The sequence below is a fragment of the Novosphingobium sp. BW1 genome, from assembly GCF_008107685.1.
GTDB lineage: Bacteria > Pseudomonadota > Alphaproteobacteria > Sphingomonadales > Sphingomonadaceae > Novosphingobium.
In genome coordinates this window covers 17,649-37,958 of sequence record NZ_VIRF01000065.1, presented here as the reverse complement: position 1 = coordinate 37,958, position 20,310 = coordinate 17,649, and the positions used below count along the sequence as shown (strand labels likewise).

Here is a 20,310-nt window from a genome sequence, read left to right as displayed (position 1 = left end):
CACTCTTGCAAAGGCGCGCGGCAATTTCAGCAGCGAAACCGGCGCGCAGGCGATTCATCGCCCGCCCGCTATATCGACCTCGTCGTCGGGGCTGATCGGGGTCCGCAGGCGCGCGACCACCTCGGGAAACATCTCGGGTTTCATCGAGCCGAACATCGAAAGGCGCAGGATTTCCCGGCTCATGCGCAAGGCAAGCTTGGCCCGGTCGCCCTCGTCAGCGGCGTGCGCGCGCACCCAGACCGGCCACAGGAAAATGCCCGAAAGGACCAGCACAGACATCGCCTCGGCATCGACATGCTCTTGCGCCAGTTCGGTCTGCGTGAAACGTTCGAGCGAGCCCTGAAATTCGCGCCAGAAGGGGTCAGCGGTCGGGTTGGGCGAAGCCAGGATCTGCAAGAGCCAGCTGCGGCAGACATCCGCGTTCTCGGTCGCAAAGCGCACAAGGCGGTACATCGTCTCGGGAATGTCGACATCTTCGACCTGCCGCTCGACCACCTCCTCGGGCGCCCCGAATACCGCGCGCATCAGACGGTCCGACACCCATTCCATGGCCGCCGCCACCAGTTCGTCGCGCGACTGGAAGTGCTGGTAGGCCGTCCCGCGGTTGACCTTGGCAAGATGCGCCACAGCCGAGACGCTGACCGCATCGCTGCCCTGCTGGGCGATCAGCCGGGTCGCGGCCTCGAGGATCGTGCGTCGGGTCTCGGCAGGGTTGCGCACGCGCTTGGTACGCGCAGGGGCCAGCGGGGGGACGGGCTCGCTCATCCCTCACGCGCTACGTCATAGCGCGCCAGATAGCGATCAAATTCTGGCCGCAACTGCGCCTCGTCGAGGCCAAACTGCGCCAGCTTGTATTCGTGCTGGCCGAACTTGTCCTGCGGGTTTGCGGCCAGCCAGCGGGTCATGCCTTCTTCCGCCTCGGGGGTCCATTCATCGCCGAGCGCGGCATAGAGCGCCTTCATCTGCCCCAGCGGATCATCCCTGAGCACAGCGTAGTGGACATCGACGATACTCTCCTCACCGCAGGCTTCGCGATAGTCCATGATCCGGTTGGCATGTTCCAACGCCTGGAAGGTGCAATTCTGCGCGACCCATTCGCTGTCGACCCGCCCGGCATAGCCCTTGTGCGCCAGACTGATGATCGAGCAGAAACTGCCCATCGCGGTCAGCGGATCGCGGTGCGTCCAGACCAGCCGTGCATCGGGATAGACCGTCTTCAACGTGTCGAGCCAGAGCGCGTGGCTGGGCATCTTGAGGTTCCAGATCCCGCCCTGGTGGTGCTGAAGCACCTGCAGGAACTGCTTGTGGTAGGTATAGGCACTGGTCATGTCGCACTGGAAGTACCAGTCGCGGTAGTTGGGCAGCTTGCCGCGCGATTCTAGGCTCAAAGCCTTGAAATCGTGCGCCATGAAGAAGATGCACTCGTTGGGATAGGTCGCCGAGTTGCGGTAGTACTTGCCCATCTCGGGCATCGCTTCGAGCCGCATCGTCTCCTCCTCCAGCTTCTTCACCGCGCGCATGTCGCTGGTGAGAGCCCCTTCGGCCACCGGCGGAAACGGGTCCTCGATCTCCCATGTCAGCGCCGAGCGACGCGCCGGATCGGCATTGAGGAGATTGGAGAGGAGCGTGGTGCCCGTGCGCGGGATGCCGAAGACGAAGACCGGCTTTGCGATAGCCCGCTCGCGGATCTCGGGATGCGCCTTGTGGTAGTCGATCGTCTTGAGGCGCAGCGCCAGATTCTGGACAAGATCGCCCCGGAAACGCTCGACCAAGGGCGCAGGCCGGTCTTCTGCGTTGATGTCCGCGACCAGGATCTCCAGTCCTTCGCGAAAGCTGTCGCGGCCGAAATCCTCGCGCCCGGTGCGAAAGCAGGCCGTCTCGATCAGCTGGTCGACGTTGAACCCCGACATGGAATCCCTCTCCCTCCTGTTTGCCGCAGGATTGACCCTGCAGGCAGGGCGTGGACAATCGCGGCAGGGGCCATATCGCTTGCACGATTGTCACCATGCGGCGCTGGAACGCCCCCTCGCCGCGTCATGATCTGCGCCCAACGCGCCGGACCACGGCGGCAACACGAGGGAGAGCGTGGACGGACATGCCTTCACGCGTGGCCACCGCCGCTTCGAACTGCTCCACACGCCCGAGGGCGAGACTACCGATGCGCTGAGTGTCTGGCTGCCCGAAGAGCGCATCACCTTCACCGGCAACCTGTTCGGGCCGGTCTGGCTTTCGATGCCCAACTTCAACACCCTGCGCGGCGACCGGCCGCGCTCGGTGCGCACCTTCCTGGCCTTGCTGGAACGTGTGCGGGCACTGGCTGCAGAAATCCTCGTGACCGGGCACGGCGATCCCATTGTCGGTGCCCAGTGCATCCGCGCCGACCTCGACCGCGTCAAGGCCGCTGTCTCGCATGTCCTCCACGCCACGCTGGAGGGCATGAATGCGGGAAAATCGCTGCCCGAACTGATGCGCACCGTCGAGATACCGGAATACATCGCCATCGCGCAGATGCACGGCAAGACCAGCTGGACAGTCAAAGCCATTTGGCACGAGTACACCGGGTGGTTCCGCTATGAGAGCACGACCGAGCTTTACGGCGTGCCCCAAGACACCGTCCATGCCGACCTCGTCGAACTGGCCGGGGCCAATGCCCTCGCTTCGCGCGCCCGGGACCATGCTGCAAAGAGCGAACCGCTCGAGGCGATCCACCTGTGCGACATCGTCCTGCACGTTCACCCGGATAATACCGAAGCGCTGGGTGCCAAGCGCGAAGCGCTGCACCTTCTGCTCTCCGCATCCAGTGGCTCTAACCTGTCCGAAACGATGTGGTTGAAGTCGGAAATGGCCGCATGCGAGGAAAAGCTGGCCGGAAAATAGCAGAACAAGAATGATTTGCGCGGGGCCCCCGCCTTCGGGCTCCCAAAGTTGTCTACCTTGGGGTTATCCCGCCTTGCTGGCCGAGTAACGCGAGGTCATCAGGTATGTGTGAAATCTCACCTGCCATGGCGCGCGCCAAGCAAGCTCGACGGTATGGGGATCCCGAGGGCAGCTGCCCTCGGATATATATCTATCAAACTGTTTTTATTTGTACTTTTCAGCACCCCAAACACAAAGGGCCCCGCGATCCCCTTGGCATCGCGAAGGCCTCTGAACAGTGCCCTCAGCCCTTGCTCGGCAGCTGCGCGATGGCGGTTCCGATCGCGCTCATCTCGCCGCGGTGGGTTTCGGCACGCTGCTGCACCTCGACGAACTTCTTGCCGCCCTCCTCGAACTTGCGGACCACTTCGCCGGTGATGAAGATCACGTCGCCGTCGGGATTGTGACGCCGGATCTGGCAGGTGTGCCGCGTCAGGAAGCCGTCGTCGCCGACCCAGTTGGTCATGTGGTGGGTCAACCAGCTGCAGCGCTCCGGCCCGTAGTCATAGGCACCGGGCGTTCCGACTTCGCGTGCGAAGTCATCATCCCAGTGAACACGCTCGGGCACGTCCTTGATCCCGAACTTGTTGGGAATGCCCAGCCCTGGATGCGCGTCGATGAGCTGGAAGTGCAGCTTGTTGGTGCGGATATAGAGCCCGCCCCAGCCTTGCGCATAGCCGATGAATCCGGTCACCGTCATCGGGCCCTTCATCATCTTGGGCAGCTTGTCGCCCACGGACACGTCTTCCCAATAGCGCGGTGCCGAACCGCGCACTTCCTCGTTACGATAGAGGTCGAACCATTCCTCCAGCTGGGCCGGATCAATGGTCTCCACCTTGCCCTTCACGCTGTCGTACTTACTGCCCCGCTCGCGCGCTTCGTCGCGGTCGGTGCGGAATACATAACTATCGCACTCGGCCACGTGGTCGCCGTGCTGGTTGTAGAAATCGACGTGGTAGATCTGCTGATAGGCGCGCCCGGCAAAGCGGGTCTGGTGCTCGATCAAGTCCTTGAGCTGCGCCTCGGTGCGGATCGTGTCACCGCGCAGGACCGGCTTGTGCCAGGTCCAGTCCGCCCCCGCCCACATCGCGTGGACACCGGGCAGGCCACCGCAATAGCCCGAGACTATGCGGCTGGTGGTGAAGAGGAAGCTCGGCAGCGCAACAATGCTGCCGTAGCTGGTCGTCTCCGCGTAGGCCGGATCGCACCACAGCGGGTTATCATCGCCGATGCCGTGGGCGTAGTGACGAATGGCGTCGCGCGTCGCCTCATAATTCCACGGCTCAACCGTGTTCTCGATGGGTACGCCGATGCGCGCGCGCAGATCCTCGAGCCCTTCCTCGGTGATCTTGGGAAACTTCTTTTCCTGAGCTTGGGTTGCCATGGGTCCTCTCCTTCGAATAGCTGTTGTCTTGTGTCAGGCGGGGGTAATCGCCGCCGCTTCGCGGTCGCGCAGGATCTTGCGGTTGACCTTGCCCGCCGGGGTCTTGGGCAGTTCGTCGACGAACTCGACGATGCGCGGGAATTCATGCTGGGCGAGCCGCGTACGGGTGAAATCCTGAAGTTCCTTCACGAAGCTCTCGCCCGGTGTGCGGGGCGAGATCACGAAGGCTTTCACTACCTGGCCGCGCTTCTCGTCGGGCGCGCCGATAACCGCGCATTCGCGCACATCCTCGTGCTTGAGCAGGGTGTTCTCGATCTCCACCGCGCTCATCGTCCAGCCCGCCGAGATGATGACGTCGTCGGCGCGGCCGCAGTGGTAGAAATACCCGTCCGCATCGATCTTCGCCCGGTCCTTGGTCGAGAGCCAGCCCGACTTGCGGCTCAGCATGAGTTCCCCCACCTCGCCCGGCTCCACGGGGGTTCCATCGGGACGCTGCACCTGCAGTTCAAGACCCGGCACGGGTTTGCCCAGCGAACCCGGCTTGACCGTGAAGTCCTTGGCCCCCGGATAGTTCACCAGGACCACCCCGATCTCGGTCGTGCCGTACATCGAGCAGGCATCGACGCCGAACGTCGCGTCGATCCAGGCAAGCGTCGCCGGATCGATCGGCTCGCCGGTATAGGACAATTTGCGGATCACGAACGCGAAATCGCCTGACCGGCCGGTATTCTTCATCATGCGGTAGTGGGTCGCGGCGGCCGACATGTTGGTGATCCCGAACTCCTGCAGCGCCTCCATAAGGCGCACTGCATCGAACTTGCCGCGCCCCATCGTCCCCGTGGTGATGCCCAGGCCCAGCGGGGCCAGCGTACCGTGCCACAAGCCGTGCCCCCAAGCGGGCGAGGAGGGGCAGAAGAACTCATCGCCGGGGCGGATGCCGGTGCCATAGAGCGCCGCGAACATCAGCGTGACAAGCGAGCGATGCGTATGGCGAACCGCCTCGGGCAGCTCGCGTGTGGTCCCGCTGGTGTACTGGAAGCAGGCGAGGTCCTCGCCCGACGTCTGTGGCGTGTAGACATCGGGATACCCCGCAAGTGTTTCCAGCAGCGCCTCGTCCGCCACGACCACGCGTGGCCCCGCGATGGTGCGGGCCATCGGCGCCTTCTCGGCGTTGGTGAGAAGAATCGCCGGAGTACAGTCTTCCACCCGCAGGCGCAGCGCGTCGGGCCCGAACAGCGTGAACAGCGGCACCGAGATCGCGCCATGCAGCATCGCGCCGAACAGGCAGACGTAGAAGGGCAGCGAAGGTTCGAGCATGAAGGCGATCCGGTCCCCCTTCGTCACCCCGTTGGCATCAAGCCAATGCGCAAAGCGCGCCGCACCGCTAGCCACCACATCGAAGCTCAGGATCTCGTTCGTGCCATCGGCGTGGGCGACGCGCACCGCCGCCCGGCCTGAGCCGTCGGCATGGCGCAAGATCGCCTCGTTCGCGATATTGAAATGTTCGCGCGTTCCCTCAAACAGGTCCCACAGCCGCGCAGATGTGGCGTGCTGCTGCGCATCGGCAAAGCTGGTGAAGTCGCTCAACAAGGCCATGGCCATTCCTCTTCCGGGCGAGTCTCGCCCTGTGGTCTGCCCCCTTGTACACAGAAATATGCTTGCTGTTTCAAATACTGAATAGTATTCACTATATCGAATGAAAGATCGCTCTCTCGATACCGCCGTGAAGGACAGCAAGGCACCCGCCATCGCCAGGGCGGCCGCCATTCTGCGCCTGCTCGGACGCAGCGAAGTGCCGAAGGGCCTGCAACCGATCGCGCGCGAACTCGGCCTCGTCCCCAGCACCTGCCTTTACGTCCTGCGCGCCCTGCTGGAGGAGGAACTCGTCAGCCTCGATACGGCAACGAAGCGCTATTCGCTGGGGCCCGGCGTCCTTTCGCTCGCGCGCCACTGGTTGCACCGCGATCCCTTCGCCAGCCTCGCCCAGCCGGTCCTCAACGACCTTGCCACACGCTTCGCGGTGACCTGTATCGGCGTCGAAATTTCCGGGCTGGATCGGATCACCGCCGTGGCCGTGGCCGAGGGCGCCGGCAATTTCCGCCTCTCGACCGAAGTCGGCAGCCGCTTTCCCGCACTGCTGAGCGCCACGGGCCGCTGCATCGCGGCCTTCGGTGGACACGATATGGAACGCCTGCGCCCCCGCTTCGAGAAGCTGCGCTGGGACAACCCGCCCGACTTCGCACTGTGGAGCGAGCAGGTCCTCGAGACTCGCGCGCAAGGCTACGCAGCCGATGTGGGACACTACATCGCCGGGGTCACGGTAATGGCCGCGCCCGTCTACCGTACCTCCGAAACTCCCTCGCACGCTCTTGTCGCACTGGCGCTGTCGCGCACGCTCGACGAGAAAGCTCGGCTTCGGCTCGGCAAGGCTCTTGTCGGGGGCGCACAGACAGTGACAAGGCAGTTGGGGGACATGTGAAGAAAATACCCGAGGGCCATTGCCCTCTGGCTCCCCAAACTGGCGACCTCAGGTCCCGCCCGCCACGCTGGCTAAGAAAGGTGAGGTCGTCCAGTATGGGATCAAGGGACGATGGCCCCTTGAATCACCTTCTTCCTTCAAAAGTCAGGCGCAGCACGCTGCCCTCCGCGTCGCCTGATACGTAAACCGTGTTCGCATCGCGCGCGGCCAGTCCGCAGAAGGGTACCATCGGGCCGGACATGTCGCCCACTCCGCCCAGGAGCTTGGGGACCACGCCGGGAGGCGCCTTGACCGGCAGACCGGTTGCAAGCGTTTCGCGCCGGCCCGTGGCAAGATCGCACGCGATCACTTCCTGGCGTTCCACATCGACCACGAACAGCGTCTCATCAACGACCGCAATGCCTTGCGGCTCGCCCAGTCCATCGAGTACGGTTTTCTGACGGCCGCCCACACAGCGCACCACCCGGCCACCGGCACTTTCGCTGACCAAAACATCTCCCCCTGCGGTCAGGGCAACGCCCATGGGCCGCGCCAGGTCGCGCGCCAGTTCCTCGAGGCCTCCCGGCCCCGCAAGCAGCACGCGCCCCGCCCCGCCATCGGCGAACACGACTGTTTCGGTATCGCGCATGGCAAGGCCGTAAAGGATCTCATGCCCCGTGCTGAGCGGGGTACTCGTGCCTTCGCCCGTGTTCCAGCGCATGACCGCGCCCATCGAGTTGGTCGTCACCCAGACACCCTCTCCGGCCGCGACCACGCCGCGCACGAAGCCGGGAAAGCCAGGCGAAAACAGGCAGCCGGCAAGTTGCGGCTCTCCGCCCGGTGCAAGGGTGTAGGTAAACCCGCCGTCGGCGACAAACAGGCTGCCATCCTCGGCAAGGGCCAGGCCCATCGGCCATTGCAGACCGCGCTCCACCAACGGGCGGACAGAGCCATCGGCGCGGATTTCGGTCACCTCGCCGGGGATCGAGGAGACGAACAGCCGCTCGCCCACGAACGTACAGTTGTCGAGGCCCGGCGCAAGCTGGGCCAGCACCTCGCGCGCGCCCGTTTGCGGGTCGATTCGAAGCACCTGCCCGCTCGCCACCTGGGTCGAGATGATCCGGCCCTTGGCATCGAACTTGACCGAGTCCGGCACGCCAAGGTCCCCCACGACGACTTCGGGTGCGCCGCCGGCCGGATCGACCCGCCAGATCTCGTTGGTCGCCATGATCGGCATGTAAAGAAGGCCATCGGGCCCGATGGAGAAGGCATTGGGCATGGGCACATCGGCCAGGATCTGGCGATGTGATCCGCCCACCGCATCGAGCTCGAATACACGCCCGCCCATGCGGCATTCACCTGCGAAGAGGCGGTCGTGATGAACCGTGATCGGGTTCGCCACCGGCATATCGCCATGGATCACGCGGTAGCTCCCGTCCGGCGCCAGCATCGAGACGCGCCCCAGCGTGATCTCGGTGGCATAAAGATTGCCTGCGCTGTCAAAGGCAATGTCGTCGGGCGCGGTAATCGGCCCGTCAATGGCGCTCACGGGGCTGGCCTCTCCGGTATCGGGATCGAGCGCGGTCACCGCGCTGCCTGCAACCTGAGCGACGTAGATACGCCCGTCCGCCCCGGTGCGCAGACCATTGGCACCGAACAGGCGGCTGGACCGCGTGATCCGCTCCAGCGTCCAGTCCTGCGCAGAGCGTGCACCGTCCGGCCCAGAGTAGCGACTGCCCGGGGCCATCAGCCGTGCCCCATGATCGACTTGGTCTCCAGGTACTCGGCAAAGCCGTGCGCGCCCCATTCGCGGCCATTTCCGCTGCGCTTGTAGCCTCCGAAGGGTGCGGCGAAGTCGAACCCGCCGTTGAGATAGATCGCTCCGGCCCGGATGCGCCGCGCAATGCCCCGGCAGGCCGCGATGTCTTCGCCATCGACATAGGCGGCCAAGCCGAAGTCCGTGTCATTGGCGATGGCGATGGCGTCCTCGATCCCCTCATAGGGGATCATCACTAGGACCGGCCCGAAAATCTCCTCACGCGCAACTAGCGTGGAATTGTCGCTGACGAACACGGTCGGCTTTACGTAGAAGCCCACCTCCAACCCCTCAGGGCGGCCCGGCCCTCCGGCGATCAGCTCGGCACCTTCCGCGATGCCTTGCGCGATGTAGTTCTGAACGGTGTCAAACTGCTCCTTCGAGACGACCGGCCCCATCGCGACATTGCCCACAGGATCACCCACTGCGAGGGACCCGGCGGTCCTGGCGGCAAGCGCTTTCGCCTCCTCGAACCGAGCGGCGGGAACAAGGAGACGCGAGCCCGCGCTGCAGGTCTGCCCGGAGTTCATCATCATCGAGGCAACCGCGCTCGCCACGCGCTCCATCGTCGAGGCATCGTCAAGCACGATGTACGGGCTCTTGCCGCCCAGTTCGAGGCACACGCGCTTCACCGTATCGGCCGCGTCCTTCTGAATCTGGACGCCCACGCTCTCGGACCCTGTAAAGCTGATCATGTCGACGTCGGGATGGGTCGAAAGCGCGGTGCCGATAACCGAGCCCTTTCCCTGCACCATGTTGAAGACACCTGCCGGAACGCCCGCTGCATCGAGGATCTCGGCCAGAATCTGCGCGGAATAAGCGGCGAGCTGCGGCGGTTTCAGAACCACGGTGCAGCCCGTGGCAAGGGCAGGAAACACCTTCACCGTGACCTGGTTGATCGGCCAGTTCCACGGCGTGATAAGGCCGCACACACCGATGGGCTCCTTCACCACCAGCGTATCGCCCAGCTTCTCCTCGAATTCGTAGGATTCCAGCGCAGCGATCGCAGCGTCGAGATGGCCAAGGCCCAGGAACGTATGGAAGCCGCCCGCCAGGCTTGCCGGCGCGCCCATCTCCTCAGTAATCGCGGCAGCAAGATCGCCCTGCCGCGCCTCGAACTCGGCCTTGATCCGGCGCAGCAGTGCGAGGCGCTCCGCGCGCGTCGAATGCGACCAGGCGAGAAAGGCGCGCCGTGCGGCCGCGACGGCCTTGTCGACATCGCCCGCGCGGCCCAACGCAATCCGGCCCGAGATCTCTTCACTCGCCGGATTGACGAGATCCTGCGTCTCGGTGCCTTCGGGTTCGACCCAGGCACCATCGATATAGAACATGCGGTAGTCGCGCATCTGCCTCTCCCCGGCTTCGCGTTTCGCGATCCTTACTGCGACCCTTCGGCGTACCAGGTCCGGAACTTCTCGTACTTGGGCATCTCCTCGGAGTTCGCCTTGGGATCGATGCGGACGTGGATCACCGCGCACTTGCCGCTGGCATAGGCCCGCTCAATGGCAGGCTGAAGGTCAGCGATGTCCTCCACGAATTCGCCATGGCAGCCGAACCCTTGCGCCATCTTGTCGAGCCGGACCTCGTTGCTCCAGTGCGTGCCGATCTCGCTCGTGCCCTGTCCGAAGGTGCGCTTGTAGACGCCGACCTCGAGACCCCACTGGAAATCGACCCCGACCACGCAGACCAGCGGAAGCTTGCAGCGCACCGCGGTTTCCAGTTCGGCGACGTGGAACAGGAACGAGCTGTCCGAAGTAAGCAGCATGCCCGGCCGGCTTTCGCCGGTCGCCGCGCGGTCGGCCAGCATCGCGCCGGTCGCGTAGGGAAGCCCGGTGCCGATGTGGCCGTAGTTCTGGTTCCAGATCACGTCGTGCGGTTTGCACTGCGAATAGGTCCATTGATAGACCACCGTGGCCCCGCCATCGCGGATGAGGATGCCGTCCTTGGGGAAGGCCTTCGTGGCTTCGACCACCATCCGCGAGGTGTGAATACCGACCTCGCCGCCGCCCGACTTGCTCTCGGTTTCCTTGGCCAGCGCGTCGAGTTCGGCCTTGCCGTCCTTCATGAACGCCGCAAGCCCCGGTGCCGGATCACGCGGAGCGGCCTGAAGTTCGCGCACGAGCTGGGGCACGACACCGCGCAGGTCGCCCACAAGCGGCACGTCGATCGGGCGATTGACGCCGATCGCCGTCGGGTCCTGCTCGACGTAGATCCACTTACGCGTGGCGTTGTTTTTCGCCCACCAGCGCGTGGTGCCATAGTGCAGCGGTTCACCGATCTCGGTGCCCAGCGCCACGACGAGATCCGATTCCTCGACCGCTTCGAGCGAGGCATCGGAGAAAACGTACTGGAAAGTGCGGTCCTCCAGCCCCTCAATGTAGGACGTACCACCCGAGGTCTGGACGACCGGGCAGTTCATCAGCAGAGCAAGGTCCTTCACCGCCGCGCCCATGCGGGTGGTGTGGACGGCGTGCCCCAGCAGCAGGATCGGGTTCTTCGCCTCGCCGATAAGGCGCGCGGCCTCGCGCACCCTGTCGATGTCCGCGCCCTGATTGACGAGACGGTAGCTGGCAGGCGGAGCGACCTCGGGCAGGTCGAGCTCTTCCAGGATAACGTGGGCCGGGTACTCGATGTAGGAAGGGCCCGGACGGCCCGAAAGCGCCTGGCGGATCGCTTCGCGCACGATTTCGTCGGTCTGGTCGGCGTATTCGATCGAGCCCGAATACTTCACCGAATCTTCGATCATCGGCTCCTGCCGGACGAACTGGATACGCCCGCGCCGCACCCGCCGCTCGGTCACGCGGGCACGCTGACCTCCCAGGAAGATGACAGGCGAGTTCTCCACCCGTGCGCACTGGACCGCGGGCATCATGTTCGCCATGCCCGGCCCCAGCGTGCCGATGCACAGCCCTGGCTTGCCTGTCATTCGGCTCGCGGCCTCGGCCATGAACCCGGCGGCGGCCTCATGATGCGGGGCCACGACCGTCCAGCCGCGCTTTTCCGCTTCGAGGAAGAGATGCACGAAATTGGGGTCGGGGATGCCAAAGAGCGTGTTGACGCCCTCGGCCTCGAACAGGTCCAGAATGCGCTTGTAGACCGGCGTTCCCATTGTCGTTTCCCTCTTTCCCGAATGTCTTTACCCCTGCCCGAGTGGGCGAGAGCCCTTGCCTCGACAAGCAGCGGCGGGGCAAAACCGCAGCGACGATGAAGCCTTCCGCGCGGGCGAATTGCGTCCCGCCATGGCGATTACCCGTGTCTTAGTCCTCGAGGAGTCGCGGCGCCCCGCGCCCGATGAAGCGGGCAAGATTACGGTGCAGGTTGATGACCTTCTGCTCCTGGTGCGGGTTGGGCAGAGGCCCTCGAAAGCCGCTGGACTTCATGCCCTTGTGGACGAACTCCATGTTAGCGAAATCCTGCGCCAGAACCGCGCCCCAGTTCTCCCCGGTGGGCTCGGCATAGACCCACTCCGTTTCGGGCTCCTCGCCCTCGGGGAAGCGTTCGAGCGCATAGCTCTCGAAGATGCACTTGTCGGGATCATCACCGTAGGGGCGAACCCGGTAGCACAGCGCGAAGGTCACCCCGTGAAGGATGTTCTGATTGGGAAAGAGCCCCCAGGCGAGTCCGGCCTCGGCCATGATTTCGCTCGGAATCTGGGGCCAGGTGACACCGCGCGCGGCATCGTCGGCCCTGGCCGATTTCATCCAGTGCGCAATCACCTCCTGAGGCGTCGCGGTCTCAGGCAGTTCGTCCTTCAAACGGCTTGCCGCCTTGACCAGCGTCTCGGTGGAGGCCGAGTAGTTCACCGTTTCGTAGTTCTCGCGGATGAGTTCGTATGTCGAGACACGCGGGTCCATCCCCGCCTTGCCCGAACGCGTCGTCCCTGAGCTTTCGCTCATCCGGTAATCGGCCTCGCGCGTGTCGTAGCCCGAGACCGAGTGCAGCCCGAACTGCTTTGAGTAGGCGTAATAATCGCCATAGCGCAGCAGCTGGGTATGCGTCCCGGCCACGTGGTAGGGTTCGAGGAAGGCCTCGATCGCGACCTTCCAGTTGCAGTCGTAGATCGCCCACTGCCGCCACTTGTAGCGCATCTTCGCAAGTTCGAAGTGGTCAAGGATCTCGCCCGCGCGGCCCATCCACTCCTTCAGGGGGACGCAGTCCGGGTCCATGTTGATGTAGATGTAGCCGCCCCAGGTGTCGACGCGGACCTCGGAGAGACAGGTCATCTCGGGCGTCAGTTCGTGATGCCAGTCCTGGGGATCGAGGATGAAAGTGTTCGCGCCATCGGTATCGAAGCTCCAGCCGTGGAAGCCGCAGGTGAAGCTGCGCCGGTCCGATCCGCGCACGTCGTGGACTCGGTCCGGCAGCATGTCGGGCACCGAGACGAGCTGGCGCCCCCGGTGGGGGCAGACGTTGTGGAAGGCTTTGAGCGACCCGTCGCCCTTGCGCAGGACGATCACGGATTCGTCGGCAACGTTATAGGTGAGCCAGTCACCGGGATTGGGCAGATCGCTCTCGCACTCGACCATCTGCCAGACTTTTGGCCAGAGGTGCTTCTTCTCGTCCTCAAGATAGCTGCGCGAGAAAAACGCCTCGGTCGGGTAGGTCACCCGGCGCTCCGCGTCCATGTCCTCGGGCGTGATGTTGCCGGTCGCAAACCGCTCGGCTGCGCTGTCCTGACTCATGCCTCTTCCCTTCCGCCTTCCAATTGCGCCTCGTGCGAAATGCGCAGGTCCAGCCCCTCCATGTCGCCCGCCTCGCGCCAATCGCCAAGGAAGCGCAGGAAATCGTCCCAGCCCGCGCCCCATGGGCGGAACAGGCCCCACTTGTGCTCCTTGGCGCCTTCGTTGTTGAAGTAACTGGGCGGGCAGGAATTGAGGAAGTCGGACTGGTCGATGGTCGTCGCTTCGAAGTGCGCGACGTAGTCCTCCATGGCCTGCTTCGTGGGCTCGACCCGTTCGGCGCCGCGCCGCAGGGCCTTGCCGATGATCCAGGCGATGTGTTCGCCCTGGCGACCGAACTGCTCAGTAACGGACGCATTGAGCCCGCCCTGGATGTAACCGATGTAGAACTGGTTGGGGAAGCCGTGGGTCATCGTGCCGTGGAGGGTTAGCGGGCCCTCGCGCCAATGATCGTAAAGCGAGCGCCCTTCGGTGCCCTCGATCTTCGCGATGCCCCAACGCCGCTCCAGGTCGCTGGTCACCTCGAAGCCGCTGGCAAAGATGACGCAGTCGCACGGGTATTCGGTTCCGTTGGCGACGAAGCCGTTCTCGGTCAGCTTTTGGATGCCGCGTGTTTCCGAGACATCGACCAGCTCCACGTTGGAACGGTTGAAGGCCGGGTAGTAGGTGTCGCTCGACAGTGGCCGCTTGCACATGAAGTAGTAGTAGGGCTTGAGCGCCTCGCCGATGGTGCCGTCCTCGACCAGGGCATCGACACGGCGGCGGAAGCGTTCCATGACGCGGTGATCCATTTCGGCGCGGCGGGCCAAGTACTCCTCGCTGCCGATCTCGGGCCAGCCCTCCTCGGCGAGTTCAGCGGCGATATTGCGGCTGATCTCGGTCCAGAAGTCGCTGACAAGGTCCTCGTCGCCGGGGCCGAAGCTTTCCATCGCGCCGCGCTGGAAATTGGCCTGGCGCGCCGCCTGCCAGCCCGGAGGCTGGTTCTCGAACCAGGTGCGATCTGTGGGGGGATTGGGACGCGCATCCACCGTCGCAGGTGTGCGCTGGATAACGTAGAGCTTCTTTGCGTACTGTGCGAGGATCGGCACCGCCTGGATCGCGGTGGCCCCGGTGCCGACAATGGCGACGGTCTTGTCGGCCAGGCGGTCCAGTTCGGGCCGGCCGGGCTCGCCTCCGGTATAGCGATAGTCCCAGCGCGCGGTGTGGAAGAGCTTGCCCTTGAAGGCGTCGATCCCCTCGAGTGCGGGAAGTTTTGGCATGTTGAGAACGCCGTTCGCCATGATCACGAAGCGCGCCTCGATCTGATCGCCCCGGTTGGTGCCCACCTGCCAGCGCGCAGCACCCTCGTCCCAGATCAGCGAGGTCACCTGGGTCTGGAACACGGCCTTGTCGGCAAAGCCGAATTGCTCGGCGATCTGGCGGATATAGCCCTGGATCTCCCAGCCGTCGGCGAATTTCTTGGATGGAACGAAGCCGGTTTCCTCCAGCAGAGGAAGGTAGCAATAGGCATCGTTGTCGCACTGGATGCCGGGGTAGCGGTTCCAGTACCAGACGCCGCCGAAGTCTCCGGCAGTGTCGAGCATCAGAAAGTCGGACACGCCCTGCCGGGCCAACTGCACGCCAGCCAATGTACCTCCAAAACCGCAGCCCAGTACGACGACATCGGTGCGCCCCGTGATCGGCGGGCGCGGGACGATCTCGACGTCGGGATCCTTCGCCACGTCGGGAAGCGCACCTTTGGGCGGTACATAATCTTTCTGCCCACCCTTGCGCAGCCGCCTCTCGCGCTCTTTCGCGTAGCGCGCGTTCATCGCGGCGACATCGATGTCCGCAATCGGCGGTACGTTGCTCTTGGTCAGTGCCATACGGATTTCCCTTGGCGCCCCCCCGGCAGCATGCCGTGAGTGCTTCGCCTCCTGTTGCCTTCTACCGCTCCTCCAGGCCCAAGTGCGCGATGCCTTGCCCACGAAGGGCTTTATCGCATGGGCGATAGGCGGCCTGACCGCTCAGGCCTTGCGCACATAGGTTTCCTCATCCGGTCCCGGCGCACCTGGAAAGGCACCGTAGTCGGGCGTGGGAACAAGCGGGGCGGACAGATCGATGGGACCGCGGTACTTGAAGCTCCAGAACCGCTCGGCAAAGCGCCAGGCGCCCGCTTCCTCGACGTAGCGATCGTGATATTGCCCGAAGGTGATGAACTGCGTGCCGTCGGGCATCCAGGCGAATTCCGTCACCCCCAGACGCCCGCGTACACACGCGCCCTCCTCGATCAGAATCGGCTGTCCGATCACGAGGTGGATGCGCGTGCAGCGCCCCAGCAGCTGCCCACAGCCGGTCTGGATAGCCTCACGCCCCTGCATGTCGAGCCCTGCGATCTTCCAGGTACCCGCGCTGCTCCAGCAGGCCGCAAAGCTCTCTGCATCCTGGCGCCAGACCGCATCGGCAAAGCGGGCGTGCAGCTGGCGAATGCCGAAATCGGCGGCGATCATGTCGAGAGCCATGGTGTTCTTCCTTCCCACTCAGGCCGCAGATTCGACCACGGCGCCCTGCGGCGGGGGAGCGGCGGTCGTGGTGTTCAGCCTCGCGGCATGGCGCGCGGCGATGAAGCCGAAGGTGAGCGAGGGCCCGATGCTCGCGCCCGCCCCTGCATAGACGTTGCCCATGACGGACGCCGTGGAGGTCCCCGTCGCATAGAGCCCCTCGATCACCGAACCATCGGCCCGCAGCACGCGTGCGTATTCGTCGGTGACCGCCCCCCCGTAGGTGCTGACATCGCCCGGCACGACCGGCACCGCGTAGAACGGCGCCTGGGCGATCGTCCCGCGCGAGGGTTCCTCGGAATAGGGATCGCCCACGAAGTGGCAGCCATCGTAGGCGCGCTCGCCGCGCGCAAAGTCCTCGTCCCGGCCCTGCCGTACAAAGCCGTTCCAGCGGTCGACCGTGGCCGAAAGCGCCCCGGCATAGACGCCGATGCTGGTGGCGAGTTCGGCAATGGTGTCGGCCTTGTGGAGGTAGCCCGTCTCCAGCCAGCCGGGCGGGATCTTGCGGTCGATGAAGGTGTCGGCGACCTTGTACTTGGCGGTGAACTGCGCATCGAAGATGGCCCAGCTGGGCACCGCAGGGACTTCGCGGTTCCGGCGCAGCATGGTCTCGCAGTAGAGCTCGTAGGAGCCCCCCTCGTTCATGTAACGCTGGCCGGTCTGGTCGACAAGGATGGCGTGGGGCTTGCCGGTCAGGCTCTGCGCACCGGGCAGGACATAGGCGTTCTCGGTGCCTGGCGGGATCGTCGCCTGGAAGCCGACCATCTGGTCCATCTGCGCCAGCTGGGCGCCGATGTCCTCCATCGCGCGGTGCAGGTCCCCTGTATCGCCCTCGGGCACGAGGCTCCATTCCGCGCGCGTTCCGGGCATGTAGCGCTCGCGCATCTCCTGGTTCTTGCCGAAGCCCCCTGCGTTCACCAGCACCCCCAGGCGCGCGCCGATGCGGCGCGGTGAGGGGGCACCGGCGATCTCGACACCTGACACGCGTCCTTCGTCGCAGATCAGCGCCGTCACCGCGCTGTCGAAACGGATCTCCACCCCGGCTTCCACCCCGGCCTTGAACAGACGCCCCTGCAAAGCGGCGCCCGCAGTGGTGTAGGCGCGCCCGAGCAGCTTGTCCCGCACGGTGCGCAGCGCAATGCGCGCCAGCATCTTCTTGGCATCGGGGTTGGTGCGCGCGTGGCCGACCTTGGCCGCATCGGCCAGGAGTACGTTGAACTCGGCAAAGCCCTTGCGCAGACGCCTGCGCATCGGCCCCAGCTGCTTGGTATCGAAAGGTTCGGCAACCACGGTCCGGCTCGTCTTGCAACCCCCGGGAAGCTCGTCGTAGTAGTCGGGCCAGAACTGCGCCCCGCGCCGCAGGCGCACGCCCTCGCTCAGCAGGAAGTCGATGGCCCTGGGGCCATTTTCCAGATAAGCCCGGCGCTTCCCCCGCGAGGTTCCGGGTGCCACCCCGCCATCGAGGTTCTGCAGCGCATCAAGATAGGTTTCGGCCTGCTCGATCGTGTCCGTCTCGCCGTCGGCCAGCATGAAGGGGTTGGCCGGGATCCACATGACCCCGCCCGACTTGGCAGTGGTGCCCCCGGCATAAGCGGTCTTTTCCAGGACCAGTGCCGAGTGCCCTGCGGCGCGCATCACCAGACCCGAAACGAAAGCCCCCGCCCCACTGCCCACGACGACCCAGTCGTAGGTCTCGTCGAAATCGGGCGCGCTCATTGCGCAGGGCCGTCCGGCCTTGCCGGCAGCGCGATCTCGGCGGTGCCGGTCGCCATGACCGTGCCGAGCTGGTTTTCCATGCGGTGCTTCACATGGACAAGGTGCGTGCCGTCCTCCGTGACCGACTTCTCGGTCACTTCGGCGGTCTGGATCGTGATATCGCCGGTCAGCGCCGGGCCGCGGTAGTTGGCGATGGAGTGGACGACGCGACCATGCTCGCCCGTCCAGCCCGCAAGGTAGTCGGTGATCCACGAGCCCATCGAGGCGCCGTACCCATAGCCGCGCGGCATGCCGATGCGGCGCGCCCACTCGGGATTGAGGTGCCCGCGCGAGGGACCGATATAGGCACCATCGGTCAGCTCGGGATTGACGAGGACCATGTCGGGATCGTTCTCGTAGCCCGCCATCTCGCGGGTGAAGCCCATCGCTTCGAGGTCCTGCTTGCGAAACTTGAAGGCGCCCCATATCGACATGTAGAAGGCACGCCATTCGGTGGCGAAGCTCGCCAGCGAATGCGGGCCGAAGACGCGCTCGGGCAGCACATCGCCCACTTTCACCTCGTCCCAGTACCTCGGTTTGTGACCCAGATCGTGGAGGCCCTGGATCCAGCTGAACTTGCGATCTTCCAGTGCCTCCAGCTCGGCCGGGGTCCATTGCGGATCCTGCGCATTGCCCGTATCCGTGCTCGCCCCGCCCGCCGCCGCGCTGTAGCGGATCGCGGTCGAGCGCTGCTTGGCGATCTCCTCGCCGTGCTGGTTGGTGTAGATGTTGTCCCCGCGCTGGAAGCAGGTCGGCCCGGCAAAGCCGGTGTCCTTGACGGTATAGTCATAAGGCACGCGTAGCACCGAGATGCGATCTCCCGGGCGGATCTGCACGTCATTGAAGAACCATTCATCGCCCCCGAACAGGAGGTGCGATTCCGGGATACGTCCAACACAGGCGGGCGCTGCACCGTGACCATCGTCGCAGGCGATGGCAAAGCTCTGCGGCGCGATCAGCCCACCCCAGCGCCCCTCACCCGCAAAGTCGGGATCGTAGTGCAGGCGGTTGGGGTAGTGCATCGCATGTACCCAGCGGCGGATGTCGTTTGCCGCGATCGGTTCGCGCAGCTGCGAACTCTCGATCGGTTGCCCGAGGTACTGGTCGATATCGCTGGTGTCGAACGTCTGCGTAGCCAAGCGCCTGCTCCCATCTCTTTGGCTGGGATGGTCGCGATCGGGCGCGCAAGGGCAAGTGCGCCTTCTCCCTTATCGGTCCGGCGATACCGCAGCCCCGGCCAGCAGCGCGCGCACCGCGCCCCGGTCGGTCTTGAACGAGACCGTACGCGGAAGTGCTCCTGCGAAACGCCAGTGCACGGGCACGTGCGTTGCCGGAAGATGCGCACGCACATGAGCATTCAGCACCCGCGCCTCGGGAGGACGATCTGGATCGCGTGGTACGACAAGGGCACCTGGGACTTCGTGGAGGCGCGGCTCGGGCACGCCGACCACGGCGACCTCGGCAACCTCGGGATGGGCAAGAAGCACCTGCTCGACCCGCTCGGGCACGATCTTGAAGCCGCCACGCTGGATCGCCCCGTCGGCCCGCCCGAAAAGGGTGAGAAAGCCGTCCGCGTCAAGCGAACCCAGATCCGAAGTCACGATCCACTCCGGTCCCATCCGCGGCGAAATCACCTCGACCCGGCCCACTTCGCCCGCGGCGGCGAGAGCGCCATCCTCCTCGCGCCGGATGCGGATTTCGGCCCGACCGAAAGGGCGCCCGACGCTTGCCGCCTTGTCCGCGCCGTAAGTGCGCAGGAGGTCGAGCGAGAGCGCCGTCACCGGGCCGCCGAACTCGGTCGCGCCATAAGTCTGCAGCACCGGGATGCCGTAGGTCGACTCGAAGCGTGCGCGCACGGCGGGATCGACTGGCGCGGCGCCGGTCGAGAAGCTGCGTAGCGAGGCGAGGTCCTCGCGCGGGATCTGCGCCTCCAGGATCATCGCCAGCGCCGCCGGGGGACCACCACCTGCCGGGGGCCGGAACTCGGCCACGTAGTCGCGCCAGGCAGCGACCGAAAAGCGTTCGAGCAAGATCACACGCTCGCCGCACAGGAACGACATGGCGAGCGAGTAGAGCCCCGAAATGTTGCTGAGCGGAAAGCACAGGAGCGGGGGCGCAGTCGGTCCGGTTCGTGTGCCGGCCAGCGCCTCGGCCTGGCGGACATAGCCTAGCACGACATCGTAGCCGATGGCGAAGGGCTTGGGCGGGCCGGTCGTGCCGCTGGTCAGAATCTCGAGTGCGGGCGCGCTCGCCACGCACGACAAAGCGGACCGCGCCTGGCCCCTTGTCCCCACCATCGCCGCCCCGCCGGGATCGAGCGCAATGCCCGCGATCCCCGCCGTGCTGAGCGCGCGCAGTACGGCAGGTGCAAAGTCATGCCGCTCCATCACCAGCGCAGCCACATCGCACTCGGCCATCCGCGCCGCCAATGCCTCGGGCGACTGGAAAGGATAGAGCATGCGGACGCGCCGTTGCTGCGCCAGAAGTGGCAGGAACGCGGCCAGCGATGCGGGCGAATTGCGCGGCGCGAAGGCGACCGGAGCCCCGGGTGGCACACCAGCCGCATCCAGCGCGGCCTCCACCCCCGAGGCGACGGCACGTATCTGCGCCTTGCTAGTCCACTGCCCTTCGAAGCGCACGGCCGGGCCGTCCTGTGCAAGCGTATGGCGGCACAGCGCGGCGAGGTCTTCGGTGTACGTAGCGGTGCGGGCCATGGTCATGCCACAAGGATGGGCCTGGCACGCCGCTCTTGAAAAGGCGTC

The 20,310-nt window shown here is 65.1% G+C and carries 15 protein-coding genes; 2 read left to right on the top strand and 13 right to left on the bottom strand.

Annotated features, from left to right (window positions below; genetic code table 11):
• Positions 1 to 54: 54 nt before the first annotated feature.
• Together FMM79_RS09330 and FMM79_RS09325 are read right to left on the bottom strand one after the other, a co-directional pair.
• The gene (locus FMM79_RS09330; RefSeq protein ID WP_240339081.1) at positions 55 to 765 is read right to left on the bottom strand and encodes a TetR/AcrR family transcriptional regulator; all 711 of its coding nucleotides are present in this window, start codon (positions 763 to 765) and stop codon (positions 55 to 57) included.
• Entirely contained in the window at positions 762 to 1,910 is a 1,149-nt protein-coding gene (locus FMM79_RS09325) for a sulfotransferase (protein ID WP_148627238.1), read from the bottom strand. Before FMM79_RS09325 ends, FMM79_RS09330 begins: the two co-directional genes overlap by 4 nt.
• Positions 1,911 to 2,085: 175 nt before the next feature.
• Here FMM79_RS09325 and FMM79_RS09320 point away from each other — a divergent pair, with 175 nt between their 5' ends.
• Positions 2,086 to 2,877: an alkyl sulfatase dimerization domain-containing protein gene (locus tag FMM79_RS09320; protein ID WP_148627237.1), complete on the top strand. Its 792-nt coding sequence runs from the start codon at positions 2,086 to 2,088 to the stop codon at positions 2,875 to 2,877.
• Positions 2,878 to 3,160: 283 nt separating this feature from the next.
• On the opposite strand, the gene FMM79_RS09315 is transcribed toward FMM79_RS09320, so the two are convergent.
• Positions 3,161 to 4,300, bottom strand: a complete 1,140-nt coding sequence (locus FMM79_RS09315) for a MaoC family dehydratase N-terminal domain-containing protein (protein WP_148627236.1) — start codon at positions 4,298 to 4,300, stop codon at positions 3,161 to 3,163.
• A 33-nt stretch (positions 4,301 to 4,333) separates the two neighbouring features.
• On the bottom strand, positions 4,334 to 5,896 hold the full coding sequence (locus FMM79_RS09310; protein WP_148627235.1) for an acyl-CoA synthetase: 1,563 nt from the start codon (positions 5,894 to 5,896) through the stop codon (positions 4,334 to 4,336).
• Positions 5,897 to 5,996: 100 nt separating this feature from the next.
• Between FMM79_RS09310 and FMM79_RS09305 the strand changes: the two genes are divergently transcribed.
• Complete coding sequence (locus FMM79_RS09305; RefSeq protein WP_148627234.1) at positions 5,997 to 6,779, top strand: IclR family transcriptional regulator; 783 nt, start codon at positions 5,997 to 5,999, stop codon at positions 6,777 to 6,779.
• 124 nt (positions 6,780 to 6,903) lie between these two features.
• On the opposite strand, the gene FMM79_RS09300 is transcribed toward FMM79_RS09305, so the two are convergent.
• The 9 genes from FMM79_RS09300 to FMM79_RS09260 all read right to left on the bottom strand — a co-directional run bounded on the left by FMM79_RS09300 (position 6,904) and on the right by FMM79_RS09260 (position 20,268).
• Entirely contained in the window at positions 6,904 to 8,505 is a 1,602-nt protein-coding gene (locus FMM79_RS09300) for an SMP-30/gluconolactonase/LRE family protein (RefSeq protein WP_148627233.1), read from the bottom strand.
• Positions 8,505 to 9,920, bottom strand: coding sequence for an aldehyde dehydrogenase family protein (locus tag FMM79_RS09295; RefSeq protein WP_148627232.1), 1,416 nt, complete (start codon positions 9,918 to 9,920; stop codon positions 8,505 to 8,507). The genes FMM79_RS09300 and FMM79_RS09295 overlap by 1 nt, the downstream gene beginning before the upstream one ends.
• A 32-nt stretch (positions 9,921 to 9,952) precedes the next feature.
• Positions 9,953 to 11,683: a thiamine pyrophosphate-binding protein gene (locus tag FMM79_RS09290; RefSeq protein WP_148627231.1), complete on the bottom strand. Its 1,731-nt coding sequence runs from the start codon at positions 11,681 to 11,683 to the stop codon at positions 9,953 to 9,955.
• A gap of 148 nt (positions 11,684 to 11,831) precedes the next feature.
• Entirely contained in the window at positions 11,832 to 13,256 is a 1,425-nt protein-coding gene (locus FMM79_RS09285; RefSeq protein ID WP_148627230.1) for an SRPBCC family protein, read from the bottom strand.
• Positions 13,253 to 15,118, bottom strand: coding sequence for an NAD(P)/FAD-dependent oxidoreductase (locus FMM79_RS09280; protein ID WP_148627229.1), 1,866 nt, complete (start codon positions 15,116 to 15,118; stop codon positions 13,253 to 13,255). The genes FMM79_RS09285 and FMM79_RS09280 overlap by 4 nt, the downstream gene beginning before the upstream one ends.
• Positions 15,119 to 15,259: 141 nt before the next feature.
• A complete protein-coding gene (locus FMM79_RS09275; protein ID WP_148627228.1) occupies positions 15,260 to 15,754 on the bottom strand; it encodes a nuclear transport factor 2 family protein in 495 nt (164 codons plus the stop codon).
• A gap of 18 nt (positions 15,755 to 15,772) precedes the next feature.
• Positions 15,773 to 17,509 (bottom strand): FAD-binding protein, encoded by a 1,737-nt coding sequence (locus FMM79_RS09270; RefSeq protein WP_148627227.1) that lies wholly within the window; start codon positions 17,507 to 17,509, stop codon positions 15,773 to 15,775.
• Positions 17,506 to 18,687 carry a MaoC family dehydratase N-terminal domain-containing protein gene (locus FMM79_RS09265; RefSeq protein ID WP_148627226.1) on the bottom strand — a complete coding sequence of 394 codons (1,182 nt, stop codon included), beginning with the start codon at positions 18,685 to 18,687 and terminating at the stop codon, positions 17,506 to 17,508. The genes FMM79_RS09270 and FMM79_RS09265 overlap by 4 nt, the downstream gene beginning before the upstream one ends.
• 69 nt (positions 18,688 to 18,756) lie before the next feature.
• On the bottom strand, positions 18,757 to 20,268 hold the full coding sequence (locus tag FMM79_RS09260; RefSeq protein WP_148627225.1) for a class I adenylate-forming enzyme family protein: 1,512 nt from the start codon (positions 20,266 to 20,268) through the stop codon (positions 18,757 to 18,759).
• Positions 20,269 to 20,310: the final 42 nt, after the last annotated feature.

Excerpts from the sequence above, each read along its gene's own strand:
- FMM79_RS09285 (WP_148627230.1), bottom strand. The coding sequence starts at position 13,256 with ATGAGTCAGGACAGCGCAGCCGAGCGGTTTGCGACCGGCAACATCACG.
- FMM79_RS09305 (WP_148627234.1), top strand. The coding sequence starts at position 5,997 with ATGAAAGATCGCTCTCTCGATACCGCCGTGAAGGACAGCAAGGCACCC.
- FMM79_RS09260 (WP_148627225.1), bottom strand. The coding sequence starts at position 20,268 with ATGACCATGGCCCGCACCGCTACGTACACCGAAGACCTCGCCGCGCTG.
- FMM79_RS09325 (WP_148627238.1), bottom strand. The coding sequence starts at position 1,910 with ATGTCGGGGTTCAACGTCGACCAGCTGATCGAGACGGCCTGCTTTCGC.
- FMM79_RS09330 (WP_240339081.1), bottom strand. The coding sequence starts at position 765 with ATGAGCGAGCCCGTCCCCCCGCTGGCCCCTGCGCGTACCAAGCGCGTG.
- FMM79_RS09275 (WP_148627228.1), bottom strand. The coding sequence starts at position 15,754 with ATGGCTCTCGACATGATCGCCGCCGATTTCGGCATTCGCCAGCTGCAC.
- FMM79_RS09310 (WP_148627235.1), bottom strand. The coding sequence starts at position 5,896 with ATGGCCTTGTTGAGCGACTTCACCAGCTTTGCCGATGCGCAGCAGCAC.
- FMM79_RS09300 (WP_148627233.1), bottom strand. The coding sequence starts at position 8,505 with ATGGCCCCGGGCAGTCGCTACTCTGGGCCGGACGGTGCACGCTCTGCG.
- FMM79_RS09315 (WP_148627236.1), bottom strand. The coding sequence starts at position 4,300 with ATGGCAACCCAAGCTCAGGAAAAGAAGTTTCCCAAGATCACCGAGGAA.
- FMM79_RS09270 (WP_148627227.1), bottom strand. The coding sequence starts at position 17,509 with ATGAGCGCGCCCGATTTCGACGAGACCTACGACTGGGTCGTCGTGGGC.
- FMM79_RS09295 (WP_148627232.1), bottom strand. The coding sequence starts at position 9,920 with ATGCGCGACTACCGCATGTTCTATATCGATGGTGCCTGGGTCGAACCC.
- FMM79_RS09280 (WP_148627229.1), bottom strand. The coding sequence starts at position 15,118 with ATGGCACTGACCAAGAGCAACGTACCGCCGATTGCGGACATCGATGTC.
- FMM79_RS09290 (WP_148627231.1), bottom strand. The coding sequence starts at position 11,683 with ATGGGAACGCCGGTCTACAAGCGCATTCTGGACCTGTTCGAGGCCGAG.